This window comes from Nonomuraea africana (genome assembly GCF_014873535.1).
GTDB lineage: Bacteria > Actinomycetota > Actinomycetes > Streptosporangiales > Streptosporangiaceae > Nonomuraea > Nonomuraea africana.
In genome coordinates, this window is sequence record NZ_JADBEF010000001.1 from 6,355,827 (window position 1) to 6,380,349 (window position 24,523).

A 24,523-nucleotide genomic window follows, 5' to 3' on the forward strand; every position below is an offset into this window, starting at 1 on the left:
CGGGCTCCTGGGTTGGGGGTTGGGTGGTTCGGGTTGGTTCGGTCAGGACTCGGGGAGAGTGATGTGACGGTCATGGAGGTGCGGCTCAGACCGCGTACCGTCCTGGCGATGGCGCCGGGCGTGCGCGAGGAGGTCTTCGCCAAGGGCGCCCTCGACCGGCTCGCCGAGCTGGCCGACCTTCACGACGACGTCCTGCACGACCTGTCCGCCGACTCCGCCCTCCCGGTGCTCGCCGAGGCGGAGGTGCTGGTCACCGGGTGGGGATGCCCCCCGCTGGGCGCCCGGCTCCTGGAGCGGGCGCCCAACCTGCGCTTCATCGCCCACGCGGCGGGGACGGTGAAGACCTTCCTCGACCCCGCGGTGCTGAGGCAGGGTGTCAGGGTGTCGAGCGCGGCCGACGCCAACGCCGTCCCCGTGGCCGAGTTCACCTACGCGGCCATCGTCTTCGGCGCCAAGCGCGCCTTCACGATGGCGCACCGCTACCGGACGTACGGCACCAAACGCGACTTCACTGGCATCCCTTGGCTGGGCGCGCGCCGCATCACGGTCGGCGTGGTCGGGCTGTCGCGGATCGGGCGGCGGGTCGTCGAGCTGCTCCGCGGGCTCGAGGCCGAGGTCCTGGTCTACGACCCGTACGCCGACCCCGAGGAGATCTCCAGGCTGGGCGGCGCCCTGGTGGATCTCGACACGCTGGTGCGCCGCTCGCACGTGGTGAGCCTGCACGCGCCCAGCACCCCCGAGACCTACCGGATACTGGACCGCGCGCGGCTGGCCAGGCTCATGGACGGCGCGGTGGTGATCAACACCGCCAGGGGCACGCTCATCGACACCGAGGCCCTGCTGGAGGAGGTCACGAGCGGGCGACTTGACGCGATACTTGATGTCAGCGATCCCGAGCCGCTGCCGTCGGGACACCCGCTGTTCGAGCTGCCCAACGTCTTCCTCACCCCCCATCTGGCGGGCGCGCAGGGCAACGAGCTGGGCAGGCTGGCCGACTCCACGGTCGAGGAGGTGGCCAGGTACTGCGTGGGGCTGCCGCTGCTGCACGAGATCCAGCTCGACGCGCTCGACCGAATGGCATGATCTTCACACGGGTAAGGAGGAGCCGGTGACCGAGATGAGCTCGGCGACCATCGCCGACGTCGCCAGGCGGGCCGGCGTCTCCAGCGCCACCGTCTCCAGAGTGATCAACCGCAACTACCCCGTCGCGACGTCCACGAGAGAACGCGTGGAGGCGGCCATCGCCGAGCTGGGTTACGTCGCCAACGCCCACGCCAGGGCGCTGGCGGGCGCCACCAACAGGACCGTCGGCATCATCATCAACGACGTGGTGGACCCGTTCTACGCCTACATCGCGAGGGGCGTCGAGCGCGAGGCGACCGTACACGGACGGCTGTGCATGGTGTGCTGCACGCAGGGCCGCCACGAGCAGGAGCTGGCGTTCATCGACCTGCTGCACGAGCAGCGCGCCGACGCGGTGATCCTGGTCGGCGGGGCGCACGAGGACCGCGCCTACGCGGCCGAGGTGAGCCGCAGGGCCCGCGCCCTGCACACCGCGGGCTCGACGCTGGTGCTGTGCGGGCGGCCGTCGCTCGGCGACGACGTGCCGACCAAGGTCGTCGAGTACGACAACGAGGGCGGCGCCTTCGCGATCACCGACTACCTGATCACGCAGGGGCACCGCAGGATCCTGTTCCTGGGCGGGCCCGCCACGCTGTCCACGACCATCGCCCGCCTGGCGGGGCACCGGCGAGCGCTGGAGATGCGGGGGCTCCCGCAGACCAAGGAGCTGGTGCACACCGGGTCCTTCACCCGCAGGTTCGGCTACGACAAGGTCAGGGCCCTGCTGTCCGAAGGGCTCGGCTTCACCGCGATCTTCGCGGCCAACGACACCATCGCCGCCGGTGTCATGCAGGCGCTGGAGCTGGCGGGCGTGTCGGTGCCCGGGGAGCTCTCCGTGGTCGGCTACGACGACGTGCCGGTGGCGCAGGAGCTGCGCCCCCAGCTGACCACCGTGCGGATCCCGCTGGAGGAGATGGGACGGCAGGCCGTACGGCTGGCGCTGGGCGTGGCGGGCGAGAGCGACTACCTCGCACCCGTGCAGACCACGACGCGCGTGGGCACCAGCATCGTCGTCCGCGGCTCGGTCGCGCCTCCTCGGTAGCAAGCGCTTACTGAAACCCTGGCACTGAGCAGCATAGAAAGACATAGAAAGATTCCCAGGCTCTTGACGTGCGATAGAAAGCGCTTTCATGCTGCCGTCATGACACACACCCCCCTTTCCCGCCGCGGCTTCCTCGGCGCGGCCACCGCCGGCGCCGTCCTCCTCGGCGCGGGCCCCGCTCTCGCGACCACCTCCGCCCTCGACGCCAGGCGCACCGTGGTGCTCAGGGCCAGGCCGAGCGCCGAGAGCGAGCGGCTGCGGCTCCAGCAGGCGCTCGGAACCACCAACTTCCACCCCACAGGTCTCCACCTGCCCGCCGCGACCCCGCTGACCGTCCAGGTCGACGCGCCGGACGGCCTGCTCCCCACCCTTCACGTGGGCGCTCCCGACACCCACCCCGACGTGATCTACAAGAACCCGCGCGCCTGTCCCCTGAGCGCGGGCGTCAACACGGTCACCGACCCCGGTGGCGGCATGGTGTACCTGTCGCTCATCGGCGAGGGGCAGAAGGCCAAGGTCAAGTTCCTCGGCGGCGCGGTGCCGGTGCCGACCTTCGTGCTGGGCGAGACCACCGAGTCGGACTTCCAGTCGCAGCTCGACACCCTGACCGCCGCGCCGCAGGTCGAGCTGCTGTCGCCGTACGGGATCGTCACAGTGACCAGGGACGGCATGCTGGCCTGGCGCGAGGAGGACCACGGCGGACTGCTCACCGTGCTCGAGACGATCATCTCCTCGCACGCCGCGATCTCCGGACTCACCGACCGCGAGCGGAGCCCGCTGCCGTTCCACCTGGTGGAGGCGCCGCGCATGCCCACGGGCGCGGGCGCGTACGCCACGCACGGCTGGACCGCCTACCCGCGCACCTACCTCGACCGGCTGATCACCGTGGAGGGGCTGCGGACCAGGGGCTGGGGCGTCTACCACGAGCTCGGACACCAACACCAGCAGATGGCCTACAAGCCCACCGACCTCACGGAGGTCACGGTCAACATCTACTCGCTGGCGGCGCAGCGGACGCTCGGCCAGCCCTCGAACCTGACCAAGCCCGACGCGAAGACGGGGCTGACGCCGTACCAGAGCGCGCTGCCGAAGCTGCCCAGCTCGGGATATGTGAAGGGGTTCGGCGCCTTCGAGAAGCTAGTGCCGTTCAGGCAGCTGGAGCTGGCGTTCGGCGATGACTTCTGGCCCCGTCTGCACCGTTTGGTCCGCGCCGAACGGCCCGCGTCGGACTGGACGGAGACGGACAAGAGGTGGGGGTACCTGGCGCTCTACACCTCTCGTACGGCTGGACGGGATCTGAGCGGGTTCTGGACGCGGTGGGGTGCACCGGTGACGGCGGAGTATCTGGCGCGGGTGTCCGCCCTGGGCCTTCCCACGCCCGACACCGACCCCAGCACACTGGCCGAGTAGGAGCCGCCCCCATGCCTGCACCCCAGCTCCCCCCTCAACCCATCAACACCCGCCAGCTGCCACCGTCCCCAACGCCCGGGTCGCACCCGCAACCGCCGTCCCCCGAGGTCGACCCGCATGCGCTGACGCCCGTCCACACGGCGAACCCGAACCACCGCGGAACCTCCGGCAGCACCGGTCCTCGCCCGCTGCTGCCGTCCCCCACCAACGGCCCACCTGCGCCCTTGGCCGACGCTTCCCCATTCGCTCGCGACACCGTCCTGGCCTCCACAGCACGCGTACTCTCGGCCGACGCCGACTCCGCCACCAGCCGCAGGGGGTTTCTCGGGCTGGCGGGTGGGCTGGCGGCGTTCCTCCTCCCCCAGCAAGCGGTCGGGTTATCCACAGCCTCCGCGAACAGCGCCGGGTTTTCCACAGGTGCGGCCTCCCCGTCCCTCACCCCCACCCCGATCGGGCAAACTTCGGGCGTGACCGAGTTCGCCACCCTCCGCGCCAAGGCCACCGCCCTCCTGACCGGCGCGCCCTTCGACCCCGCCGACCCCGCGTTCGCCGCCCCCCTCGCGAGGCTCGACACCTCGGCCAAGGCCCTGCGCGAGGCGCTCGACCTGTCGCCCAACCGCACCTCCCTCTGGCCCGACCTCCCCCTCAAGGGCGCCTCCGCCGACATCTCGAGCAGCCACCAGCGAATCCGCACGCTCGCCACCGCCTGGGCCACCCCGGGCTCGGCCCTCCACGGCAACAGCGGCCTCGCCACGCAGCTCCTCGGCGCCCTCGACTTCCTCTACGCCCGCGCCTACAACGAGACCAAACGCGAGGTGGGCAACTGGTGGCACTGGGAGATCGGATCCGCCCGGGCCCTCACGGACACCTGTCTCCTGATGTACGACGTCATCAGCGCGGAGCAACGCGCGGCGTGGATCCGAGCGGTCGACAGGTTCTGCCCCAACCCCGACCGCAGGACCAACCTCACGAACTTCTCCGAGACCGGCGCCAACAGGGCCGACAAGGCGCTGATCGTCGCCCTTCGCGGCATCGTCGGCGACGACGCCGCGAAGGTGGCGCTGGCCCGTGACGGGCTGTCCGACCTGCGTGACGGCGGGCGCAACACCCTCTTCGGCTACGTCACCTCGCGCGACGGCTTCTACGCCGACGGCTCGTTCGTCCAGCACGACACCGTCGCCTACACGGGCTCCTACGGCGTCGTCCTGCTCCAGTCGGTCAGCGCGGTGCTCGGCCTGCTCGGCGGTTCGAGCTGGGAGGTCTCCGACCCGAAGCGGTCGGTGATCCTCGACGCGGTCGAGCGGACGTTCGCGCCGTGGATCCACGACGGCCTCATGATGGACAGCGTCAGGGGCAGGGCGGTGTCGCGCGGCGGCCATCGCGACCACGACGCGGGACGCGACACCGTCGACGCGATCCTCCAGCTGGCGACCGGCGCGCCGGAGCCGTACGCCACCCGGTTCAAGGAGCTGGCCAAGGTCTGGATCGGCAGGGGCAGGTTCCTCGACAGGGCGGGCATCGCGGCGACCGCCAGGGCGCGGACCCTCCTGGCCGACACCCGGCTCACCCCCGCGCCGCGACCAGTGGGGCATCACGTGTTCGCCGACATGGACCGCGTGGTCCACCGGAGGGAGAGCTGGTCCTTCGCTCTCAGCCTCGACTCCAAGCGCATCGCCGGATACGAGTGCGGCAACGGGGAGAACTACCGCGCCTGGTACCAAGGCGACGGCGTCACCTACCTCTACACCGACCTCGACCACTACAGCGCCGACTACTGGCCGACCGTCAACTCCTACCGGCTGCCCGGCACCACGGTCGACACGCGGCACCGCGATCCCGCGGTCTCCGTGAGCGGCACCGGCACCTTCCGCCCGAAGAACGCGTGGGCGGGCGGTGCCGTCCTCGACGGGTACGGCGTGGCGGGGCTCGAGCTCATGGCCATGGGCAGCACGCTCACGGCCAGGAAGAGCTGGATCTGCCTCGACGACGCCGTGGTGTGCCTGGGCACGGGCATCACCAGCACCGACGGCCGCACGATCGAGACCATCGTCGAGAACCGCGGCACCACGGGCGCGCTGACCGTCGACGGCGTCCTCCAGCAGGGCCACGAGGGCTCGTCCACCTCCTCGTGGGCCCATCTCGAAGGGGTGGGCGGCTACGTCTTCCCCGGTGGCGCGCCGCTGCGCATGCTGCGCGAGGTGCGCACCGACTCCTGGAGGGCGATCAACGACGGCGCCGACACCGGCGGCACGCCAGGGCCCGTGTCCAGGGAGTACGTCACGCTCTGGTTCGACCACGGCGCCAACCCCTCGGGCGCCACTTACGCCTACCTCCTGCTTCCCCACGCGACCGCCGAGCAGACCGCGGCCTTCTCCGGCGTCGAGGTGCTCGCCAACACCGCCGAGGTGCAGGCGGTCCACGCGGGCCGGGGCGGCCAGGGGCACCGGCTGTTCGCCGCCACCTTCTGGGCGGCGGGGAGCGCGGGCGAGGTCACCGCGAGCGCTCCCTGCGCCGTGCTCGTACGGCGGGCGGGCGACCGCGTCTCGCTGGCCGTCTCCGACCCGAGCCGTACGGTCGACACTGTCACGCTCACCCTCGGCCATCCGGCCCACGGCGTGGTGCGCGCCGACGACACCGTCACCGTGCAACCGGGTAAGAACCCCACGATCACCGTCAAACTGGCCGGATCGCGCGGCCACACCCACACGGCCGAGCTCACCGTCGGCCGCCACCGAGAAGGTTAGGCATGACCCCTCCTTACCTGTCCCTGCCGCCCACCGACCGGCTGCTCTCGCCGCGCACCGGCTGGACCCGCGCCCATTGGGAGACGCTGACCGACCACCTGCTCGACTCGGTCGTGCCGTACGCGTCGCCCGGGTTCGCCCAGTACCGGCTGCCGGGACGAGCGAGCTGGTCAGGCGTGGCTCTCGACGGTTTGGAGGGGTTCGCCCGCACGTTCCTCGCCGCCGCGTTCCGCATCGCGGGCGCGCGCGGCCGGGTCCGTCCCGCGCTGATCGAGCGCTACGCCACCGGCCTGGCCAACGGCACCGACCCGTCCAGCGGCGAGGCCTGGCCCGAGCTGACCGACTGCTCGCAGCAGATGGTCGAGGCCGCCTCGATCGCGGTCGGCCTGCACGAGTCGCGGCCCTGGCTCTGGGACCGGCTCTCCTCCGAGGTGAGGGAGCGGGTGGTCGCCTGGCTGAGCGGGTTCGTCGGGAAACGCACCTGGGACAACAACTGGATGCTGTTCCAGACCGTGAGCGAGGAGTTCGTGAAGTCGGTCGGCGGGCCGTACGACCAGCACGAGATCGACAGGGGCCTGGAGCGCATCGAGGAGTGGTACGTCGGCGACGGCTGGTACACCGACGGCGGCACGCGCAACTTCGACTACTACGGCGGCTGGGCCCTCCACCTGTATCCCCTGCTGTGGACCCGTATGTCCGGCGACGACGAGCGCGCCAAGCTCTACCGCGCCCGCCTGACCGAGTTCCTCACGGGCTACCAGCATTTCTTCGGCTCAGACGGCGCGCCACTCCACCAGGGCCGCTCACTCTGCTACCGCTTCGCCTCGCTCGCCCCCATCTGGATGGGCGCCCTCGCCGACGCCACCCCGCTCGCCCCGGGGCAGACCAGGAAGCTCGCCTCGTCGGTCGCGCGCCACTTCGCCGAACGCGGCGTCCCCGACCAGCGCGGGCTGCTCTCCCAGGGCTGGTACGACACGTTTCTCCCGACCACGCAGGCGTATTCGGGGCCCGCCTCGCCGTACTGGGCGTCCAAGGGCCTGCTCGGCCTGCTGCTCCCGCCCGAGCACCCGGTGTGGACGGCCCGCGAGCAGATGCTCCCCATCGACGAGGGCGATCTCACCGTCGCGCTCCCCACCGCGGGCCTGCTCCTGCACGGAACCCGTCACGACGGCATCGTCCGCCTGGTCAACCACGGCAGCGACCACGGCGCTCCGCCCGACGATCCGCACTACGCCAAGCTCGCCTACTCCACCCGCACCGCGCCCGAGTCCGCCGAACACGCCTGGGCCAGGAACGTCGACAACCACCTCGCCCTCCTGTCCCCTGACGGCGTCCCGTCCGCACGTGGCGCGATCCACCCGCTGGAGTGCTCCGGCCGGACCGCCTCCTCCTACACGGAAACTCCTCAGGGAGACCGCGTCACCACCACCTCACTCGTCCGAGGCCCCTGGGAGATCCGCATCCACCAGATCACCTCCGCCTCCCATCCCTCCCCACCATCGACTCCTGCGAGCCCGCCCCCCGCCGTGGAACACACCGTGCCGACATCACCCACGGATACCCCCACACCACCTCATACGGACGCCAACCCACAGCGCTCAACGGACGACGACCCACAGGGCTCATCCGAAGCCGCCCCAACAACGACGACCCTCGCCCTGAGCTCACGTCATACAGGTGAGACGGCCACCCAAGTTCTGGGGGTGACAGTGCGAGAGGGCGGCTACGCCGTCTCCGACGTCACCCCGCCCGCCGCCATCACCGGGCCCGGGTGGGCGCTGGCCCGCCGTACGGACGGGCTCACCTCAGCCATCGTCGGCCTGTACGGCTGGCACCGGGCAAGCATCTCCCGCGACGTGGAGTCGAACGCCTTCGGACCCCACTCAGCGGTGCCCTGCCTGCACGCCGACACGCCTGGAGTCCATGTCTCACTCGTGGTGTTGTCAGGTGACACCGTCCACCCATCGGCTCTACGCGACGCCATCACGGTAGAGGTATCACCCGAGTCGATCAGGATCGCCTTCCCCGACGGCGACCACCACACCCATCCCCTACCCAACCACCCAGGTCTCTCATAGCCCAGCACCCCGCACTTAGACCAGCAGACTCCGGGCATCCCCCAGCGCAGCACCCTGCACCCTGCACCCTGCACCCTGCACCCAGGGCAGCATCCGGTAACCGCAAGCCGAAGGGGCGAAGTCAGTGGCCGGTTGGAATCCGGACGACGCAGTCCGCGATGTGGTCGTTCACCAGCCCGATGGCCTGCATGAGCGCATAAGCCGTCGTCGGGCCCACGAAGCGGAAGCCGTACGACTTCAGCTCCTTGGCCAGCGCCTTCGACCCCGGCGTGATCGCCGGGACATCGGCCATCGACTTCGGCACCGGAGAGTCGGGATCGGCATGCCGCCAGACCAACTCCGACAGCCCCCCGGGCACCTCGAGGGCAGCGCGCGCGTTGGCGATCGTCGCCTCGATCTTGGCCCGGTTACGGACGATGCCCTCGTCGGCGAGGAGCCGGTCGACGTCCTGCTCGGTGTAGGCCGCGACCTTGGGAATGGAGAAGTCGTCGAACGCCTTACGGAAGTTGTCCCGCTTGCGCAGGATCGTCAGCCAGGACAAGCCCGACTGGAACGCCTCCAGGCTCACCCGTTCGAAGACCTTGTCATTCCCGCGAACCGGACGCCCCCACTCTTCGTCGTGGTAGGCGATGTAGAGCGGAGCGCTCATGCCCGTCCACTCGCAACGGATCACCTCGTTCACGAGCGACCGTCCCCACGACGACCGATCGAGGCGGGCAACTCATCCGCACCATTGGAACCCTCGGCCGCGCTGCCCCGCTCGGATGCAGGCAGCCCGGTGCCCCGGCCCGGAGCCGACTCGGCGTCCTCGGGTTCACTCAGCCGAGCATCCCGGTCGAAGGCCGACTCTTCGGCGTCCTCGGAATCAGGCAGCCCGGCATCCCGGTCCGCCGACTGCCTGGCGTCGGAGTGAGGCGCGTCCCCATCCGTGCCGGCGTCGTGGAGATGAGCCTCGGCATCCGCGGCCTCGGCGGTCATCTGAGGTTCGACGGCGCCATCGGAGTCGAGATGACCGCCTTCTCCATGTCCAGAAGCAGCGACGTTTCCCTCGTCGACCGATTCCCCCAGAGAGTGGTCGGCTCTGCCAGATCCCAGGTCGGGCAGATCCTCCACCTCTCCACGATCGGCGATTCCGCCCCAAATCTGACCAGCCGTCGACGAACTCGCACTGCCGTAGATCTCGCCAGCCACCGGGGGCATCGCGCTGCCGTCCGAAAGGTGGTCAGCCGCAGTCCCACTCGCAAGGTCCGCGGGAACCGGCGTGTCATCCCCTCTCTGGCCGAATACGGCGTCTCCGTCAGCAGGAGGGGCGACCTCAGGCAGGTCGGCCGTGGAGTGGTGACCCACACGCGCGTCAGAGGAAGGCGAGCCGTCCTCGGAAAGTGCCAGGGCAGGAGCGTCGGGACGGTGTTCGGTGCGGGGAGCCGCGCTCGGACCCGCGTACACCTCCTGCCGCGCCTGCAACCGGCTGGCCAGCAGCTCCGACACGCGCTGCTCCAGCACCGCGATGCGGGTGTCGCGGGCGCTGATGGCGTTCGCGGCACGGCGCAGCGTCTCGTCGACGCTCTGCGTGTGGTAGCCCACCAGGTTCACCGGCAGTTGCAGCGCCATGAAGTCGACCGCGGTCAGCTGCCCGGCCTCGGGCAGGTCGAGCGGCGGAACGTCAGGCGGGAACTCGGTCAGCTCACCGCCCCTGCCAAGGGAGACCACGACCACGCAGGCGAGGATCGCCAGGGCGGCGATGGCGAGTACGACCAGCACACTGGAATCGTACTCGTACGATCGAGACATGAGGCCTGTAGTGCTCGCGCCCGACGAGCGTGAACAACCCACCTGGACCCCCGCCGACACCCTCCTCGAGGTGCGGGAGCGAGCCGCGGACGGGGTCACGGTGCTGGTCAGGCTGCCCGCACGGCTCGACGCCGCCCTCGCCGCCGCCGCCGTCTTCCGGCGCGCGGGAGCGGGCGTGTTCGTGACGGAACATACCGATCAGGTCAGACTCGCCCTGGAGATGACCGATTGTCTGTCCGGCACCCGCCCCCCAACCCTCACCCGCCGCGGCCTCGCCTGACTCCCCCACCGGCCTCGGCCACAACCAACCTCGTCCGCCGCTCATCCTCCTCGGCCCAGGTCACCAACCGCGCACACCCGCCGGTCTCCACCGCGAGGCTCGCTGCAGGTCTGCGCCCCAACGCACAACCCGCAGACCCCACTCCGGGCTTCGCGTCATGCACCACCTGCCGGCTTTCACTACCGGCGTCGCGCAACGCACACCCATCGGCTCGCGAGCTACAAGGGGGCAGGGCCGCTCCGTCCAGGCGGACAGCCGTCCGTCGTCGCCTCCCTCCGCTGCCTTCTCCAGGCACGCGAGCCCCCCAGCGCGGTCGCAGGTGTCCAACCGACGGCGGTCACTCGACGCAGCACCCCACCGCCCCCGGTGCGCGAGCCCAGCGCGGCCGCCGTCCCCCAGCGCGGTCGCAGGTGTCCAACCGACGGCGGTCACTCGACGCAGCACCCCACCGCCCCCGGTGCGCGAGCCGGGCGCGGCGCCGTCCGCTGGCGCGATCTCAGGTGTCCGGCTGCGGGTGGTCGCTCGGTGCAGAACCCACCTCCCCCTACGGCTCCCGCCACCCCAGCGCCGCCCGCCGTCCCGGGTTGAGGTCTGTCTCCGTGCGCTCCTCCAGCGGCACAGGGTCCCCGCCGTAACGGCGCCCGTGAAGCGGGTCAGGGGGTCGACTCGCCCAGTTCCTCCACACTCGGCTGCAGCGGCCGAGCCGGGGACTCCAGGACCGTGAGCGCCTCCTCCACGGAAGTCGTCCAGGAGATCGCGTCGAAGACGTTCGCCCGCGTGAACCCCTCGTCGTACATGTGCTCGACCAGCGAGCGCAGCGGCGTGTACAGGCCCCAGGGGTCGAGGATCACCAGCGGCTTGGTGTGGAGGGCGAGGACCCTGGCGGTCCAGATCTCGAAGAGCTCCTCCAGCGTCCCGATGCCCCCGGGGAGCACCAGGAACGCGTCGGAGCGGGCGTCCATGACACCCTTGCGTTCGCGCATGTCGGCGGTGACGACCAGCTCGTCCGACTCGGTGTCGGCGATCTCGATGTCGACGAGCACTTGGGGGATGACGCCGACGGTGCGACCGCCGGCGGCTCTCGCTGCTCTGGTCACCGCGCCCATGCAGGAGACCGTCGCCCCTCCGCTCACCAGGGTGTGGCCCCTGCGCGCGAGTTCGGTGCCGACCTCGGTGGCGAGGTGCACGTACTTGGGGTCGATCTTCTGACTAGATGCACAGAAAACGCAGATGTTCACGGGAAATCAGTCTATTGAGGCTCCACCATGTGGCCGGCCACCGCCTCCTTCTCCTCCTCGCCGATCTCGTTGCGCCGCCGCTCCGACTCGATGATGATGCCGACCGCCTCCTCGACGCTGTCGGTGACGTGGATCAGATCCAGGTCCTGCGCCGAGATCTTCCCCGACGACAGCAGCGTGTTCTTGATCCAGTCGATGAGGCCGCCCCAGTACTCGGTGCCCATCAGCACCACGGGAAAGGAGGTGACCTTCTGCGTCTGGACCAGGGTGAGCGCCTCGAACAGCTCGTCCAGCGTGCCGAAACCGCCGGGCAGCGTGATGAATCCGCAGGAGTACTTCACGAACATCGTCTTGCGGACGAAGAAGTAGCGGAACTCGATGCCGAGGTCGACGTAGTCGTTCATGCGCTGCTCGAAGGGCAGCTCGATGCCGAGCCCGACGGAGATGCCGCCGGCCTCCGACGCGCCCTTGTTGCCCGCCTCCATAGCACCGGGCCCGCCGCCGGTGATCACGGCGTAGCCTGCCTCGGCCAGACAGCGGCCCAACGCCACGCCGGTCTGGTAGTCGGGTGAGTCCACGGGGGTACGGGCGGAGCCGAACACGGTGACCGCGGGAGGCAACTCGGCCAGCTGGCCGAAACCTTCGACGAACTCGGCCTGGATGCGCAACACCCGCCACGGGTCCATGTGCACCCAGTCAGCGGGGCCCTGACGATCGAGAAGGCGCTGGTCGTGGGTGGATTCGGGAACCAGGCGGCCGCGGACGACCGCTTGGCCCTGACGACGTTCGGGACGTGTCCGTTTCATACGGATCACGCTAGCGCGCTTGGCTAAAAAATCTTGAAAAAAGGAGGGAACCAGATTTCGAAGGTCCTGCGTCTAACTGCCGAGGGTGCTGCTCGGGACTGAAAGTGGCTTTCCCCGCCAAATGGCCGGCGAGGAAAGCCACTTTCACGTTGTCGGCCCTTCTGAGGGGTTCGCCAGCCGCCCCGTGGCCGTAGCATGGCCGGCGACCGTGAGACTCCGCAACCGCCTCCCACCAGGCAATCCACCCTCTCGCCGCGCCGCCTTCACACCCTCTTCTCGGACGGCGGGCCCCAGCAGACCGGCTCCTGCACGACCTGAGAGCGACGGCCGAGGCCCCTCAGGGCGAGATATCTCGGGTGAAGGGTCCCAAGGTGCAGGACAGGCTCCTTCTGGTGAAGGAACAAGGCTTCCCAGGGTGACGGTGCCTCAGATGACTGCGTGCAGGTTCTCGAGGGCGGGCGTGGGGTGGATGTGGGGTGTGGGTGAGCCTTGCGACTGGCCCACCCGTCGAACGGCCCCTGATTCAGGTTGCCGGTGTGGGGCCTGATGTGAGCCAGTTGAGCATGCCGATCTCGCTTTCCGCGATCTTCGTCAGCGACGCGTACTCCCCCTGCTGATGAGCCAGGTTCGGATCCCCGGGCCCGTAGTTCACCGCCGGAACCCCCAGCGCGGAGAAGCGAGCCACGTCGGTCCAGCCCAGCTTGGCCCGTGGCGTCCCGCCCACCGCGGCCACGAAGGCCGCGGCCACCGGATGCGTCAGCCCCGGCCGCGCGGCGGGCGCGCCGTCGGTGATGGCGACCTCGAACCCGGCGAAGACCTCCCGCACGTGCTGCTCGGCCTGCGCGAGTGACAGATCGGGCGCGAAGCGGTAGTTGACCGTGACCACGGCCTCGTCGGGGATCACGTTCCCCGCGACCCCGCCGCGCACCGCCACCGCGTTGAGCCCCTCGTGATACGCCAGCCCGTCGACCACGGGTCGCCTGGCCTCATACGCGTTGAGCCTGGTCAGCACGCCCTCGATGGCGTGGATCGCGTTGACGCCGAGCCAGGACCTGGCGCTGTGGGCGCGCTTGCCCCTTGTGGTGATCTCCGCGCGGATCGTGCCCTGGCAGCCGCCCTCGATCACGCCGTCCGTGGGCTCCATGAGAACCGCGAAGTCGGCGGCCAGCCAGTCGGGATGGTCGCGGCTCACCCTGGTCAGGCCGTTGCGCTCGGCCTCGACCTCCTCGCAGTCGTAGAAGACGTAGGTGACGTCGCGGTTGGGCTCAGGGACGAGCGCGGCGAGCTTGAGCGCGACCGCGACGCCTGCCTTCATGTCGGACGTGCCGCAGCCGTAGAGGAGGTCGCCGTCGATCCGGCTGGGGAGGTTGCCTGCCACGGGAACGGTGTCGAGATGACCGGCGATCAGCACCCGCTCGGCGTGGCCCCGGAAGGTCCGTGCGACGACGGTCTCGCCCGAGCGGTCGATGGCGAGGTGCGGAAGCGCCCTGAGCGCCTGCTCCACCGCGTCGGCCAGGGCCTTCTCGTTGCCGCTGACCGATTCGATGTCCACGATGGCGGCGGTCAGCGCGCCCACGTCCTGCGTCAAGTCCAGCATGAGAGCCAACCCTAAACCCGTCAGGTACGGCAGGCCGTACACCCCTGAGCCGCAGCCGGGCGAGGAGAGCGAAGGACGTCAGGCGTTGATGCCGTGTTCTCGTAGCACCTCGTTCAACGCCGCCTTGTCATGCCGCTGACCAGCCTCCAGCCGCTTGAGCACCAGCACGCACGGCAGCCCGAACGTCCCTCCAGGAAACTCCTTGGGCCGGGTTCCGCCCACCGCGACGCACCAGTCGGGGATGCGCCCACGGCCCAGCTCCTCCCCCGTCTGCACGTCGATCACCGGCATCGAGGCCGACAGGATCGTTCCAGCGCCGACCACCGCGCCGCGTCCGACCCTCGCCCCCTCCACCAGCATCGCCCTGCTGCCGATCAGCGCGTCGTCCTCCACCACGACCGGCACCGCGTTCGGCGGCTCCAGGACGCCGCCGATGCCCACCCCGCCGGACAGGTGGACGTTCGTGCCGATCTGCGCGCAGGAGCCGACGGTCACCCAGGTGTCCACCATCGTCCCGCCGCCGACGAAGGCGCCGATGTTGGTGAAGGACGGCATCAGCACCACCCCGGGCGCCACGTAGGAGCCCCACCTGGCGATGGCTCCCGGCACCACCCTTACCCCGTCGAACGTCGTCTTGAGCGGCAGCCTGTCGTGGTGCTGGAAGTCGCCCACCTGCGACCTGGCCATGCCGAGCACCTTGAAGCTGAGCAGAATGGCCCGCTTGGCCCGTTCGTCCACCACGACCTCGCCGCTGTCCGCGATGGTGGCCACCCGTGCCTGGCCGGTGTCGAGCTGGTCGATCGCCGCGACCACGATGCCCCTGGCTTCGGCGTCCGAAGGGGACAGCTGCGCGCGGTTGGACCACAACTCGTCAACGGCCGCTGGAAGCGGGCTCACATAGCTCTGGCTCATGGCCACGGAGCCTATCTGGCCGGGTAGGTTTTTCAGGGTGCGGCGAAGCTTCTCCCGAGCGGTCCTGACAATCGGGATCATCGTTCTCACGCTCGCGGTGGCCATCGCCGTGGGCGTCTATCTGCTGCTCAAAAGGGCCGACCCACTGCTCGAGAACGCCGAGGGCTGCGTGGTGAAGACGCCGAAGGGCGAGCTCGACCTCGACATCGAGCAGGCGAGGATCGCCGCCACGATCGCGGCGGTGGGCGAGCGCAGGCGGCTGCCCGAGCAGGCCATCGTGATCGCCTACGCCACCGCCATCCAGGAGTCGAAGATGTACAACGTCTCCTACGGCGACCGCGACTCGCTCGGGGTCTTCCAGCAACGGCCTTCGCAGGGGTGGGGCAAGAAGAAGCAGATCATGGACCCGATCTACTCGACCAACCGGTTCTTCGCGGCGCTGGTGAAGGTGAAGGGCTACCAGAAGATGCCCGTGGCCGAGGCGGCGCAGGCCGTCCAGCGATCGGCCGCCGGATACGCCTACGGACCGCACGAGAACAACGCGCGCATCCTCGCGGCGGCGTTCACGGGCAGGGTGCCGCGGGCCCTCCACTGCACCTATCCGGTGAAGGAGACGCCCCCGCCGCCGCGCACGGAGGAGGCGCAGCGCGACCTGGCCCGCGCTCTCGGCGCCGTCAGCGTGCCCAGCGCCAGGCGCGGGTGGCTGATCGCGACCTGGTCGGTCGCGCACGCTCAGCAGTACGGCCTGCGGAGCGTCGGGTTCAACGGCATCATCTGGTCGGCGGACGGCTGGAAGACCGGCGGCAAGGCGGGCTCCCGCCGAGTCGAGCTGTCCTAGAAACCCGGTCGGCCTGCCCCAACCGCCAAGAGACCGATCGGACTGCTGCGGAATGGCAAGCGCTGGTTGATCTGTCAGAGCGACCGAGGCACCAGCCGGGCTTGTCACGACCAGCAGGTCCAGCGGTCATGAGGCACCGGGCTGGGAGCACCGGTAGGAGCGGCCGAGGGGCACGGGTTACGCGGCGCGGCTGACGATGGTGATCGAGCCGGGCGGTAGCGGCTGGGCGTAGCTGGCCGTCCATCCCTCCCCCTGCACCCGCGAGAACGACAGCAGCCTGCCGTCGGCGGCCCGGTAGTCGGCGAAGTCGAGCAGCCCCCGCTCGGGGCGCCCGGTCTCGCCCTCCGACCTGAACGCCGCCGTGCCCCGCTCGATCGGGAAGAACTCCACGCCCTCCATGATCAGCATGCTCTTGGCGGGGATCATGCCCTGCGTCGGCACGCTGTTCCAGAGCAGGACCTCCAGGTGCGGGGGGTCGGTGGAGACCAGGCCCTGCCGTACCTCCACCGACAGCCACACCGGACGGCGCGAGCCGTCGTCGAGGAGGTGCTCGGTCCACTGCCGCCCCTGCCACGACATGTGCAGCGCGCCGGTGACCCCGGCGCGCCTGCCGTGGGTCTCGATGCTGTCCCCCACCTCGATGGTGCGGGGGTCGTCATAGTCGGAGCCGATCGTGTCGTGCGTGGGAAGCGTGGACACCGAGGCCGTGGGCGGGCGGCCCTTGCGCATGGTCGCGTAGAGGCCGCCCAGCACGATCACGACCGTGGCGATGCTGAGTCCGATGACGACCATGGAGGTCATGCCGCGGGATCCTACTGGAGGCGACGCACCGCCGCACCGATGCGTTCGTCGGTGGCCGTCACAGCGATGCGGATGTGGCTTTGACCTGCGGATCCGTAGAAATCTCCGGGCGCGACCAAAATCCCGATTTCGGAAAGGCGGCGTACCTGATCCCAGCAGTCGCCGCCGTCTGAGGCCCACAGGTACAGGCCCGCCGTGGAGTGGTCGATGCGCCAGCCCGCCTTCTCCAGCACGGGCCGCAGCGCCTCGCGCCGCGCCGCGTAGATCGAGCGCTGGGCGTCGGCGTGGGCGTCGTCGCCGAGCGCGACCGCCATCGCCGTCTGCACCGGCTCGGGCATGATCATGCCGGCGTGCTTGCGGATCTCGAGCAGCCTGGCCACCAGCGCGGGATCACCCGCGACGAATCCGGCCCGGTATCCGGCCAGGTTCGAGCGCTTGGACAGCGAGTGCACCGCCAGCAGCCCCTCGTGGGAGCCGCCGCAGACGTCGGGGTGCAGGATCGAGATCGGCTCCTCCTCCCAGCCGAGCTCGATGTAGCACTCGTCGGAGGCCACGATCGCGCCGCGCTCACGCGCCCACGAGACGACCTTGCGCAGGTGCTCGGCGGGGAGCACCTTGCCCGTGGGGTTGGAGGGCGAGTTGACCCAGACGAGGTCGACCTGCGCGGGGCCGAGCGAGAGCAGCCCGTCGGCGGCCACCGCCTCGGCTCCTGCCATGCGGGCGCCCACGTCGTAGGTGGGATAGGCCAGCTCCGGCAGGACCACCCGCTTGGCGCCGAGCAGGGTCGGCAGCCAGGCCACGAACTCCTTCGACCCGATCAGCGGCAGCACCGCCCGCTCGTCGACGGTCACGCCGTGCCTGCGGCGCAGCCATTCCGCCGCCGCGGCGCGCAGCCCGGCCGTGCCGTACGTCAGGGGGTAGCCAGGGCTGTTGGCAGCCCCGGCCAGCGCGTCCTGGACGATCCGCGGCACGGGATCGACAGGGGTGCCGACCGAGAGGTCGACGATGCCGTCGGGGTGCGCCTGAGCCCGCTCCTTGTACGGCACCAGCCGGTCCCACGGAAAGTCCGGCAGATTGTGCACCGGCTCAGTGCTCCTCGGCCTGCGGCGGCAGCGCGGCGACGACCGGGTGGTCCTTCTCGATCTTGCCGACCTTCGAGGCGCCCCCGGGCGAGCCCAGGTCCTCGAAGAAGTCCACGTTCGCCTTGTAGAAGTCCTTCCACTGCTCGGGAAGGTCGTCCTCGTAGAAGATCGCCTCTACAGGGCACACGGGCTCACATGCGCCGCAGTCCACGCACTCGTCGGGGTGGATGTAAAGCATGCGCTCGCCCTCGTAGATGCAATCGACGGGGCACTCCTCGATGCACGCCTTGTCAAGGACGTCCACGCAAGGCTGCGCGATGACGTACGTCACGTCGAGCTCCTTCATAGACTGCGGTTCTCTACGCCCTAGTATTGCCGGGTCAGCCAAGTGTCCGGAACGGAGGGTGGCAAACTCGTGGCCGCTCGCCTGGAGATCGCGATTACAACCTCGGACATAGGGGCACGGGTCACCACTCGCAGAAGAGTGCCAGGCGGTTTCAGTGACGCGGTAGGCGTGCTCGAATCGTGGGACGGCGGGACCCTCCGGATCCGCAAACGCGACGGCAGCCTGGTGGAGATCTCCGAGGAGCATTTGGTGGCCGCGAAGGTCGTGCCTCCTCGACCTGAGCGGAAGTAACCGTAAGTATCTATAGCGTGACCGTACGTACGTGTGCCGCCATCGCCGCCGTTCTTGTCAGCGCAGGATGCGCCGCTTCGACCACGGAGGAGAAGCCGCTTCCGCCCGTCAACGCGCAGGCCGCCTCCATGAAGGCCGGATTCTCGACCATGGACGGGCTCGTGCAGGCGGCGAAGAAGGAGGGCGCGCTCACCCTCATCGCCCTGCCCCGCGACTGGGTCAACTACGGCGAGATCATCGACGCCTTCGCCGACAAGTACGACATCAAAGTCAACCAGCTCGAACCCGGGGCCAGCAGCCGCCGCCAGATCGAGGCGGCCGCGCAGCTCAAGCCGGACGCCTTCGACCTCACCCTCGAGGTGGCCGTGGCCAACGCACAGCGCTTCGCGCCGTACAAGGTGCAGGGCTGGCAGGACCTCCCCGACCACGTGAAGGACAGGAACGGCGCCTGGTACGCGGGCTACGGCGGATACATGTCGCTCGCGTACGACTCGGCCAAGGTCAAGCCGCCCGCGTCCTTCGCCGACCTGCTCAAGCCCGGCTACACCGTGTCCCTGCCCGGCGACCCGCGCCAGACCGCCGCCGCCTTCAACGGCGTCATGGCCGCCTCGTTGCAGAACGGCGTACCCCAGGTGCAGCGCGGGGTCGAGCTGTTCACCAAGCTCAAGAAGGAGGGCAGGCTCGCCGAGCCCGCCACGGCCAACGTCGTCGTCGACTGGGACTACCTCAACGCCGAGCGGGCGGCCGAGCCCGACACGTCGTGGAAGGTGACGATCCCCAAGGACTCACCGCTGGGCGCGTACTACGTGCAGGCGATCAACAAGGACGCCCCGCACCCGGCGGCGGCCCGGCTGTGGCAGGAGTTCCTCTTCTCCGACGAGGGCCAGAACCTCTTCCTCAAGGGCTACGCCCGTCCCGCGCGCGGGGAGGCGATGCTCATGAAGGGCACGCTCGACACCGAGACCGCGGCCCGGCTACCTGCGCCTCCGGGGCCGCCGGTGCTGCTCACGATCCCGCAGACCGACGCGGCGAAGAAGTACGTCAACAAGACCTGGGGCAGGTGAGACCGGTGCGCCCGGTGTGACTGATATGTCGTAGAGACATTCAGCCCCTAGAGTTGTTGTCCCACTACGGGGGGAGCTGATCGGTCTTGCGATACGACACACCGAGCATGACACGGTGGAACGCTCGTGCCTATGACAGCAGCTTCGGCTATGTCTCACCGCAGGGCGCTCCCCTTGTCGAGCTGCTCGATCCGCAGCCGGGCGAGCACGTGCTCGACCTCGGCTGCGGCACCGGCGTGCTGACCGCCGAGATCGCCGCCAGGGGGGCGCGCGTGCTCGGCATCGACGGCTCGACCGCGATGATCGAGAAGGCGCTCGCCCAGCACCCCGGCATCGACTTCATCGTCGGCGACGGCCACGACTTCAGCGTCGTCCAGGCCTACGACGCCGTCTTCTCCAACGCCGCGCTCCACTGGATGAGCCGCGATCCCCGCACCGTCGTCGCCAACGTCCGCGAGGCCCTGCGGCCTGGCGGCCGCTTCGTGGCCGAGATGGGCGGGGCGGGCAACTGCGCCGAGCTGACCGCCGCGCTCTCGACCGCGTGGCGGGAGTACGGCCTGCGCGAGCCTGAGCTGCCCTGGTACTTCCCGACCCCCGCCGAGCACTCCAGGCTGCTGGAGGAGGAGGGCTTCGTCGTCAGGCTGCTGGAGAACTTCGACCGGCCCACCCCGCTCGACGAGTGCCCGGGAGGGGCGGCCGACTGGGTGCGCATGTACGCCGGATCCCTGCTCGAAGGGCTGCCGGCCGACCTGGTCGACGCCCTGCTCCGACGGGTCAACGAGCTCGCCGCCCCCGCTCTCCGCAGGGAGACCGGGTGGATGGCCGACTACGTGCGGCTACGCTTCGCCGCCGTCCGGCGCTGATGCGTACTCCATGATGCACAGGGCTGTTTTGCGCGGCTATGGTCTGTTCCGTGGCGGCAAGAGTATGGCTGCGCCGCGACAGCGGCGTGAGGGGCTGGTGAACGGAACAGGATGAACTTCTGCCTGAGCGACCTCGTACCACCCTTGAGGTGGAGCGACGCGGCCGCGATCACACTGCTCCACGGTCAGCCGCACCTACCCGAGGCCTGGTGGCGGAGCCTGCCCGTGCCACGGGTGCTGTCCGCCATCGGGCCCGAGTCCCTCGGTGAGCTGCTGACGGAGATCGCGCTGGAGCACTGGCCCGCGGCGGCCGTCGGCGACGTGCTGCCCGCGCTGCACGTGCTCGACCCTGACGAGGCCGACGAGCCGCACGTGGCGATCGCCCTGGACCGGGCGGGGTCGTGGCCGGGGCTGCTGGCGCTGAGCAGCCGCGAGCTGATGGACCAGCCGTTCGTGAAAGCGCGTCCGGTGCTGAACACGCTCTTCGGGTCGGTGTTCGTCCGGCTGGCCCCGGGCGCCCCCATCGGGGAGCGCCGCGTCGAGGCGCCGCCCGCGGCCGACGTGGCACCTGTGGTGGACGCGGCGCCCGCTGTCGGCGCGGTGCCCGAAGATGTGCACGCCGACGAGGCGCACATCGTGGTGCCGGAGCCCGTCGTCGAGACGCCCGCCGCGGAACAGGAGCCGTTCGAGACCCCGGAGCCCGCGCCCGTCGCGGAGCGCGAGCCGGTCGAGGAACCCGAGCTGCTCGAGGAGCATGCGCCGATCGAGGAGCATGAGCCTCTCGTCGCGGCCGAGCCGGTCGAGGAGCCGGAGCCCGTGGCGGGCCCCGAGCCGGTCGTCAAGCACGAGGAGCAGGGGTGGGACGCCTTCCAGTCCCACTCGCCCGTGCATCAGGAGGACCACGAGCCGGCACCCGTCGAACCGCAGGGCGACTTCCACACCGACCCCGACGCGGAGGAGGCCGAGCACGAGGAGGAGTCTCGCTCCGAGGCCCCCGAGCCGCCCATCGAGGCGGCCGAGGCACCTGAGTCTCCCGTGGACGCGGCCGGAGAGCCTGAGCCGCCCATCGCGGCGAACGTGGCCGCGTACCCCGAGCCGCCCGTCGAGGCGGCCGAGGCCCATGAGTCGCTCCTCGACGCGGCCAGAGAACCTGAGCCGCTCGTCGAGGCGGAGCCGGCCGAGGAGCCCGTGGCCGCGCTGGCCGTAGCGGACCAGCACGATCTGCACGCGCTCATCGAGTCCTCCTTCGCGGGACTGGACGACAAGTCCTGGGCCGTGGCGCAGAACCGCGTCTTCACCGACACCCCCTCGGCCGTCGAGCAGTTGGCCAAGCTGTTCGCCGTGTCGAAGGAGGAGATCGTCTCCGTCGAGGCCGCGCTGCGCCAGCGGTTGCAGCGCTGGCTGGCCGCCGAGGAGACGGCGCCCTACCGGGCCCACCTGGACGAGCTGCGCGCGCGCCTGGGCGAGAACCCGCCGAAGGAGCTGCTGGCCGGCGCGGCCGGGTGGCACGGCAAGGAGATCCGCGCCCTCGACGTGCCCGCCTGGCAGTTCGTGCAGGCCACCATGGCGGCACTGGTGCGCGTCCCCGACCTCGCGCCGCCCCCGCCGGATTCGCCCTTCCACCCGGCACCCCAGGTCCAGGAACCGCCCTTCCAGCCGGCGCCCTTGTTCCAGGAACCGCCCTTCCAGCCGGCGCCCCCGGCCCAGGAACCGCCCTTCCAACCGGCCCAGGAGCCGCCGTTCCAGGCCGCCATCCCGCCGGACGCGCCGTTCCAAGCGCCTTCGCAGGAAGCCCCCTTCCCTTCGCTGCCGCCACAGCCGCCCTTCCAGGCACCCGAGCCCCCGCGGGTCCAGCAGGACGGACCCGCCGACGGCAACGGCAAGCCGTACCAGGGCTTCAAGGACGTCTCGCTCACCAAGCGCTGCTTCCGCCAGCCCGACGGCCGGTGGTGGCTGCGGATCGACGTGACGGCCGAGCAGCTGGCCACCGGCGAGTGCGCGCTGCCCAGCGGGTTCGCCGCCTACCTCGGGCTGACCCCGGGCGCGAGCTGGACGGTCAGGAGCGCGGCGGGCGAGCTGATGATGAGCTGGCACGGCAGGCCGTCGATCAGCCAGATGGGCAGGCTGCTGGCCGACGTCGGCGCGAGGGAGGGCGGCCACCTGTTCATCACGCTCTCCAAGGAAGGCGTGCTGCGGGCCAAACACCTCCCGGTCTCCACCCCTGGCGCGAGTAAGATCTCCAAGGCGCTGCGACTGGCCGACTACACCGGCCTCAGCAGTGCCATCGAACACGCCGCCAGAATCATCGCCATAAGGATTGGCATGTCGGGCAACGTCAGTCTCGAGGACTTGAAGACCAGGCTCCGCGAACGCGGGGACCGTGACCTGTTCGAACTGTTGGACTGAGCCCGTGCCGCGGCTCGCGATCGCCCCCGACTTCCCCAGGGAGCTCAGCGCTCTGGCCCCGCCTGCGCGCAGGGAGGTCATGGCCGCGTTGCCCGCGCTGCTGACGCACGTCCCCGTCCCCGAAGGGGTGGGGACGCTGCGGATGGCCGAGGAGCACATGGCCGTCGTCGTACGGCAGGGCGATGTCTCGTGGCTGCTCACCCTGCTGCCCGACGCCGAGGCCGAGGCCTACGCCAGGCGGCACGCCTTCAGCGTCAACCCGGTCATCGGGGTGGTCGAGCAGTGGGACGCCGAGGCGCTCGGCCTGGTCGAGCACGCCCTGCGCCGCTCGGCGGGCCACGCCAGGCTGTTCGAGCCGGTCAGCGACACTGACCTGCTGAGCCTGGGAATCGATCTCGCGCTGCTGCCGATCATCAGGCTGATCGGCAACGAGGCGGACGTGGAGGCGCTCGAACCGCTGCTGCCGCCCACGCAGTACCTTCCGCTCTCGGTCATGGCCAGGGGCGGCTCGCTGCCCGAGGCGTGGAAGGAGCTCGACTCCCGCCGCACCTCGTGGGACCCGCCCGAGCCGATCGACACCTCTGACCTGTACGCGGCGCTGGTCCGCAGCCCTGACAGAGCGGTGTTCGCCGCCACGGACGAGGAGCTGGAGCGGATCGTCACCGCGCCGGACTGGTGCGTCTTCCTGCACCCGCCGCAACACCGGCTGGCGCGCGCCGACCACTACGAGCATCCCGTGCTCGTCACCGGCGGCGCGGGCACCGGCAAGACCCTCATCGCCCTGCACCGGGCCGCGCACCTGGCCGCGCACGGGAACGGGCCGGTGCTGCTGGTGACGTTCACGCAGAGTCTGGCCACCGACCTGTCGGCGAGGCTCGACATCCTCATCGAGGACGAGTCCGTCCGTAAGCGCATCGACGTCTGCAACGTCGACCGGCTGGCGATCAGGATCGTGGCCGACGTGGAGGGGCGGCAGCCCGCCCTCGTCGGCCCGGGGGCCCGCTCGCTGACCGAGCTGACCGACGAGGCGCTGCGGCTGCTCACCAGGGCCACCGGCGATCTGCTCGATGACGTGCTGAGCTTCGGTGAGCCCGGGCGCAAGCCGTACCGGCACATCGTGGTGGACGAGGCGCAGGACGTCAGCCCCGCGCAGTGGCGGCTGCTGCGCGCGGCGGTGCCGCGCGCGCCCGACGACCTGTTCGTGGTCGGCGACCCGCACCAGCGCATCACCGACCATCGCATCGCCCTGGGCGCGGTCGGCATCCATGCCGTCCAGCACGGCCTGAGCATCTCCTACCGGCTGCCGCACGAACTGCTCTCCTTCGGTGTCCGGCTGCGCGGTGGCGGGCCGACGCTCGGCCTGGTCAAGGGGGTGCAGGAGCTGCGCGGCTTCCGCAGCACCCGCCACGGCGAGCGGCCGACGGTCCGGGCCTACGACACGCCGGAGGCCGAGCTGGCCGGACTGGTGACGACGATCGAGTCGTGGCGGGAGGAGGGGGTGCCCAGCGCGGAGATCGCCGTGGCCGCGCGCACCACTCGCCTGGTCAAGGCGGCCAAGGAGGCGTTGCGTCAGGCCAGGCAGGAGGTCAGGGTGACCACTCTGCACGGCCTGAAGGGCCTGGAGTTCGAGAACGTCGCGCTGGTCGGCATCACCGAGGGTGTGGTGCCCGAACCGCTACCCGCCGACCCCGGTGACCGGGCGCGAGTGCTGCAGCGCGAGCGGGGTCTGCTCTACGTTGCCTGTACGCGGGCCAGGTCCGTGCTCTACGTTTCCCATTCGGGAAGAGGTAGCCCTTTTTTGTCGTCCTAATC

At 70.3% G+C, this 24,523-nt stretch carries 21 protein-coding genes; 12 read left to right on the top strand and 9 right to left on the bottom strand.

Going from position 1 to position 24,523, the window contains the following annotated elements; genetic code table 11:
• The first annotated feature begins 72 nt into the window (after positions 1–72).
• The 5 genes from H4W81_RS30110 (at position 73) to H4W81_RS30130 (ending at position 8,396) form a co-directional block, all read left to right on the top strand.
• Positions 73–1,083 (top strand): hydroxyacid dehydrogenase, encoded by a 1,011-nt coding sequence (locus H4W81_RS30110; RefSeq protein WP_225960336.1) that lies wholly within the window; start codon positions 73–75, stop codon positions 1,081–1,083.
• 34 nt (positions 1,084–1,117) lie between these two features.
• Positions 1,118–2,164, top strand: coding sequence for a LacI family DNA-binding transcriptional regulator (locus tag H4W81_RS30115; RefSeq protein WP_192781128.1), 1,047 nt, complete (start codon positions 1,118–1,120; stop codon positions 2,162–2,164).
• 99 nt (positions 2,165–2,263) lie between these two features.
• On the top strand, positions 2,264–3,574 hold the full coding sequence (locus H4W81_RS30120; RefSeq protein WP_192777906.1) for a M60 family metallopeptidase: 1,311 nt from the start codon (positions 2,264–2,266) through the stop codon (positions 3,572–3,574).
• 467 nt (positions 3,575–4,041) lie between these two features.
• A complete protein-coding gene (locus H4W81_RS30125) occupies positions 4,042–6,318 on the top strand; it encodes a polysaccharide lyase 8 family protein (RefSeq protein ID WP_192777907.1) in 2,277 nt (758 codons plus the stop codon).
• 2 nt (positions 6,319–6,320) lie between these two features.
• Positions 6,321–8,396 carry a DUF2264 domain-containing protein gene (locus H4W81_RS30130; protein WP_225958857.1) on the top strand — a complete coding sequence of 692 codons (2,076 nt, stop codon included), beginning with the start codon at positions 6,321–6,323 and terminating at the stop codon, positions 8,394–8,396.
• Between the two features lie 121 nt (positions 8,397–8,517).
• Here H4W81_RS30130 and H4W81_RS30135 read toward each other — a convergent pair whose 3' ends face one another.
• A complete protein-coding gene (locus H4W81_RS30135; protein ID WP_192777908.1) occupies positions 8,518–9,078 on the bottom strand; it encodes a DNA-3-methyladenine glycosylase I in 561 nt (186 codons plus the stop codon).
• A complete protein-coding gene (locus H4W81_RS30140) occupies positions 9,075–10,157 on the bottom strand; it encodes a hypothetical protein (RefSeq protein WP_192777909.1) in 1,083 nt (360 codons plus the stop codon). Before H4W81_RS30140 ends, H4W81_RS30135 begins: the two co-directional genes overlap by 4 nt.
• 28 nt (positions 10,158–10,185) lie before the next feature.
• On the opposite strand from H4W81_RS30140, the gene H4W81_RS30145 reads away from it, so the two are divergent.
• Positions 10,186–10,467 (top strand): hypothetical protein, encoded by a 282-nt coding sequence (locus H4W81_RS30145; RefSeq protein WP_192777910.1) that lies wholly within the window; start codon positions 10,186–10,188, stop codon positions 10,465–10,467.
• A gap of 653 nt (positions 10,468–11,120) precedes the next feature.
• Here the strand turns inward: H4W81_RS30145 and H4W81_RS30150 are convergent.
• The 4 genes from H4W81_RS30150 to H4W81_RS30165 form a co-directional block, all read right to left on the bottom strand.
• Positions 11,121–11,705: an LOG family protein gene (locus H4W81_RS30150; RefSeq protein ID WP_192777911.1), complete on the bottom strand. Its 585-nt coding sequence runs from the start codon at positions 11,703–11,705 to the stop codon at positions 11,121–11,123.
• An 11-nt stretch (positions 11,706–11,716) separates the two neighbouring features.
• Positions 11,717–12,511: an LOG family protein gene (locus H4W81_RS30155; RefSeq protein ID WP_192777912.1), complete on the bottom strand. Its 795-nt coding sequence runs from the start codon at positions 12,509–12,511 to the stop codon at positions 11,717–11,719.
• Positions 12,512–13,034: 523 nt separating this feature from the next.
• Positions 13,035–14,108: a succinyl-diaminopimelate desuccinylase gene (dapE, locus tag H4W81_RS30160; RefSeq protein WP_192777913.1), complete on the bottom strand. Its 1,074-nt coding sequence runs from the start codon at positions 14,106–14,108 to the stop codon at positions 13,035–13,037.
• Between the two features lie 78 nt (positions 14,109–14,186).
• Positions 14,187–15,020 (bottom strand): 2,3,4,5-tetrahydropyridine-2,6-dicarboxylate N-succinyltransferase, encoded by an 834-nt coding sequence (locus tag H4W81_RS30165; protein WP_192777914.1) that lies wholly within the window; start codon positions 15,018–15,020, stop codon positions 14,187–14,189.
• Positions 15,021–15,057: 37 nt separating this feature from the next.
• On the opposite strand from H4W81_RS30165, the gene H4W81_RS30170 reads away from it, so the two are divergent.
• Positions 15,058–15,858, top strand: coding sequence for a hypothetical protein (locus H4W81_RS30170; RefSeq protein WP_318782039.1), 801 nt, complete (start codon positions 15,058–15,060; stop codon positions 15,856–15,858).
• Between the two features lie 177 nt (positions 15,859–16,035).
• Here the strand turns inward: H4W81_RS30170 and H4W81_RS30175 are convergent, their stop codons facing one another.
• The 3 genes from H4W81_RS30175 to fdxA are packed head-to-tail and all read right to left on the bottom strand — an operon-like array spanning position 16,036 to position 18,072.
• Positions 16,036–16,659 (bottom strand): DUF4178 domain-containing protein, encoded by a 624-nt coding sequence (locus H4W81_RS30175; RefSeq protein WP_192777915.1) that lies wholly within the window; start codon positions 16,657–16,659, stop codon positions 16,036–16,038.
• 11 nt (positions 16,660–16,670) lie between these two features.
• Positions 16,671–17,741: a succinyldiaminopimelate transaminase gene (gene dapC / locus H4W81_RS30180; RefSeq protein ID WP_192777916.1), complete on the bottom strand. Its 1,071-nt coding sequence runs from the start codon at positions 17,739–17,741 to the stop codon at positions 16,671–16,673.
• 4 nt (positions 17,742–17,745) lie between these two features.
• Entirely contained in the window at positions 17,746–18,072 is a 327-nt protein-coding gene (gene fdxA, locus H4W81_RS30185) for a ferredoxin (RefSeq protein ID WP_068901325.1), read from the bottom strand.
• Between the two features lie 84 nt (positions 18,073–18,156).
• Here fdxA and H4W81_RS50165 point away from each other — a divergent pair, with 84 nt between their 5' ends.
• The 5 genes from H4W81_RS50165 to H4W81_RS30205 all read left to right on the top strand — a co-directional run bounded on the left by H4W81_RS50165 (position 18,157) and on the right by H4W81_RS30205 (position 24,521).
• On the top strand, positions 18,157–18,378 hold the full coding sequence (locus tag H4W81_RS50165; protein WP_420538728.1) for a putative acetyltransferase: 222 nt from the start codon (positions 18,157–18,159) through the stop codon (positions 18,376–18,378).
• Between the two features lie 17 nt (positions 18,379–18,395).
• Entirely contained in the window at positions 18,396–19,442 is a 1,047-nt protein-coding gene (locus H4W81_RS30190) for an ABC transporter substrate-binding protein (protein WP_192777917.1), read from the top strand.
• Positions 19,443–19,549: 107 nt separating this feature from the next.
• Complete coding sequence (locus H4W81_RS30195) at positions 19,550–20,305, top strand: class I SAM-dependent methyltransferase (RefSeq protein ID WP_192777918.1); 756 nt, start codon at positions 19,550–19,552, stop codon at positions 20,303–20,305.
• A gap of 144 nt (positions 20,306–20,449) precedes the next feature.
• Positions 20,450–22,711, top strand: coding sequence for a hypothetical protein (locus H4W81_RS30200; RefSeq protein ID WP_192777919.1), 2,262 nt, complete (start codon positions 20,450–20,452; stop codon positions 22,709–22,711).
• A gap of 4 nt (positions 22,712–22,715) precedes the next feature.
• Positions 22,716–24,521, top strand: a complete 1,806-nt coding sequence (locus H4W81_RS30205) for a UvrD-helicase domain-containing protein (protein ID WP_192777920.1) — start codon at positions 22,716–22,718, stop codon at positions 24,519–24,521.
• The last annotated feature ends 2 nt before the right edge of the window (positions 24,522–24,523 follow it).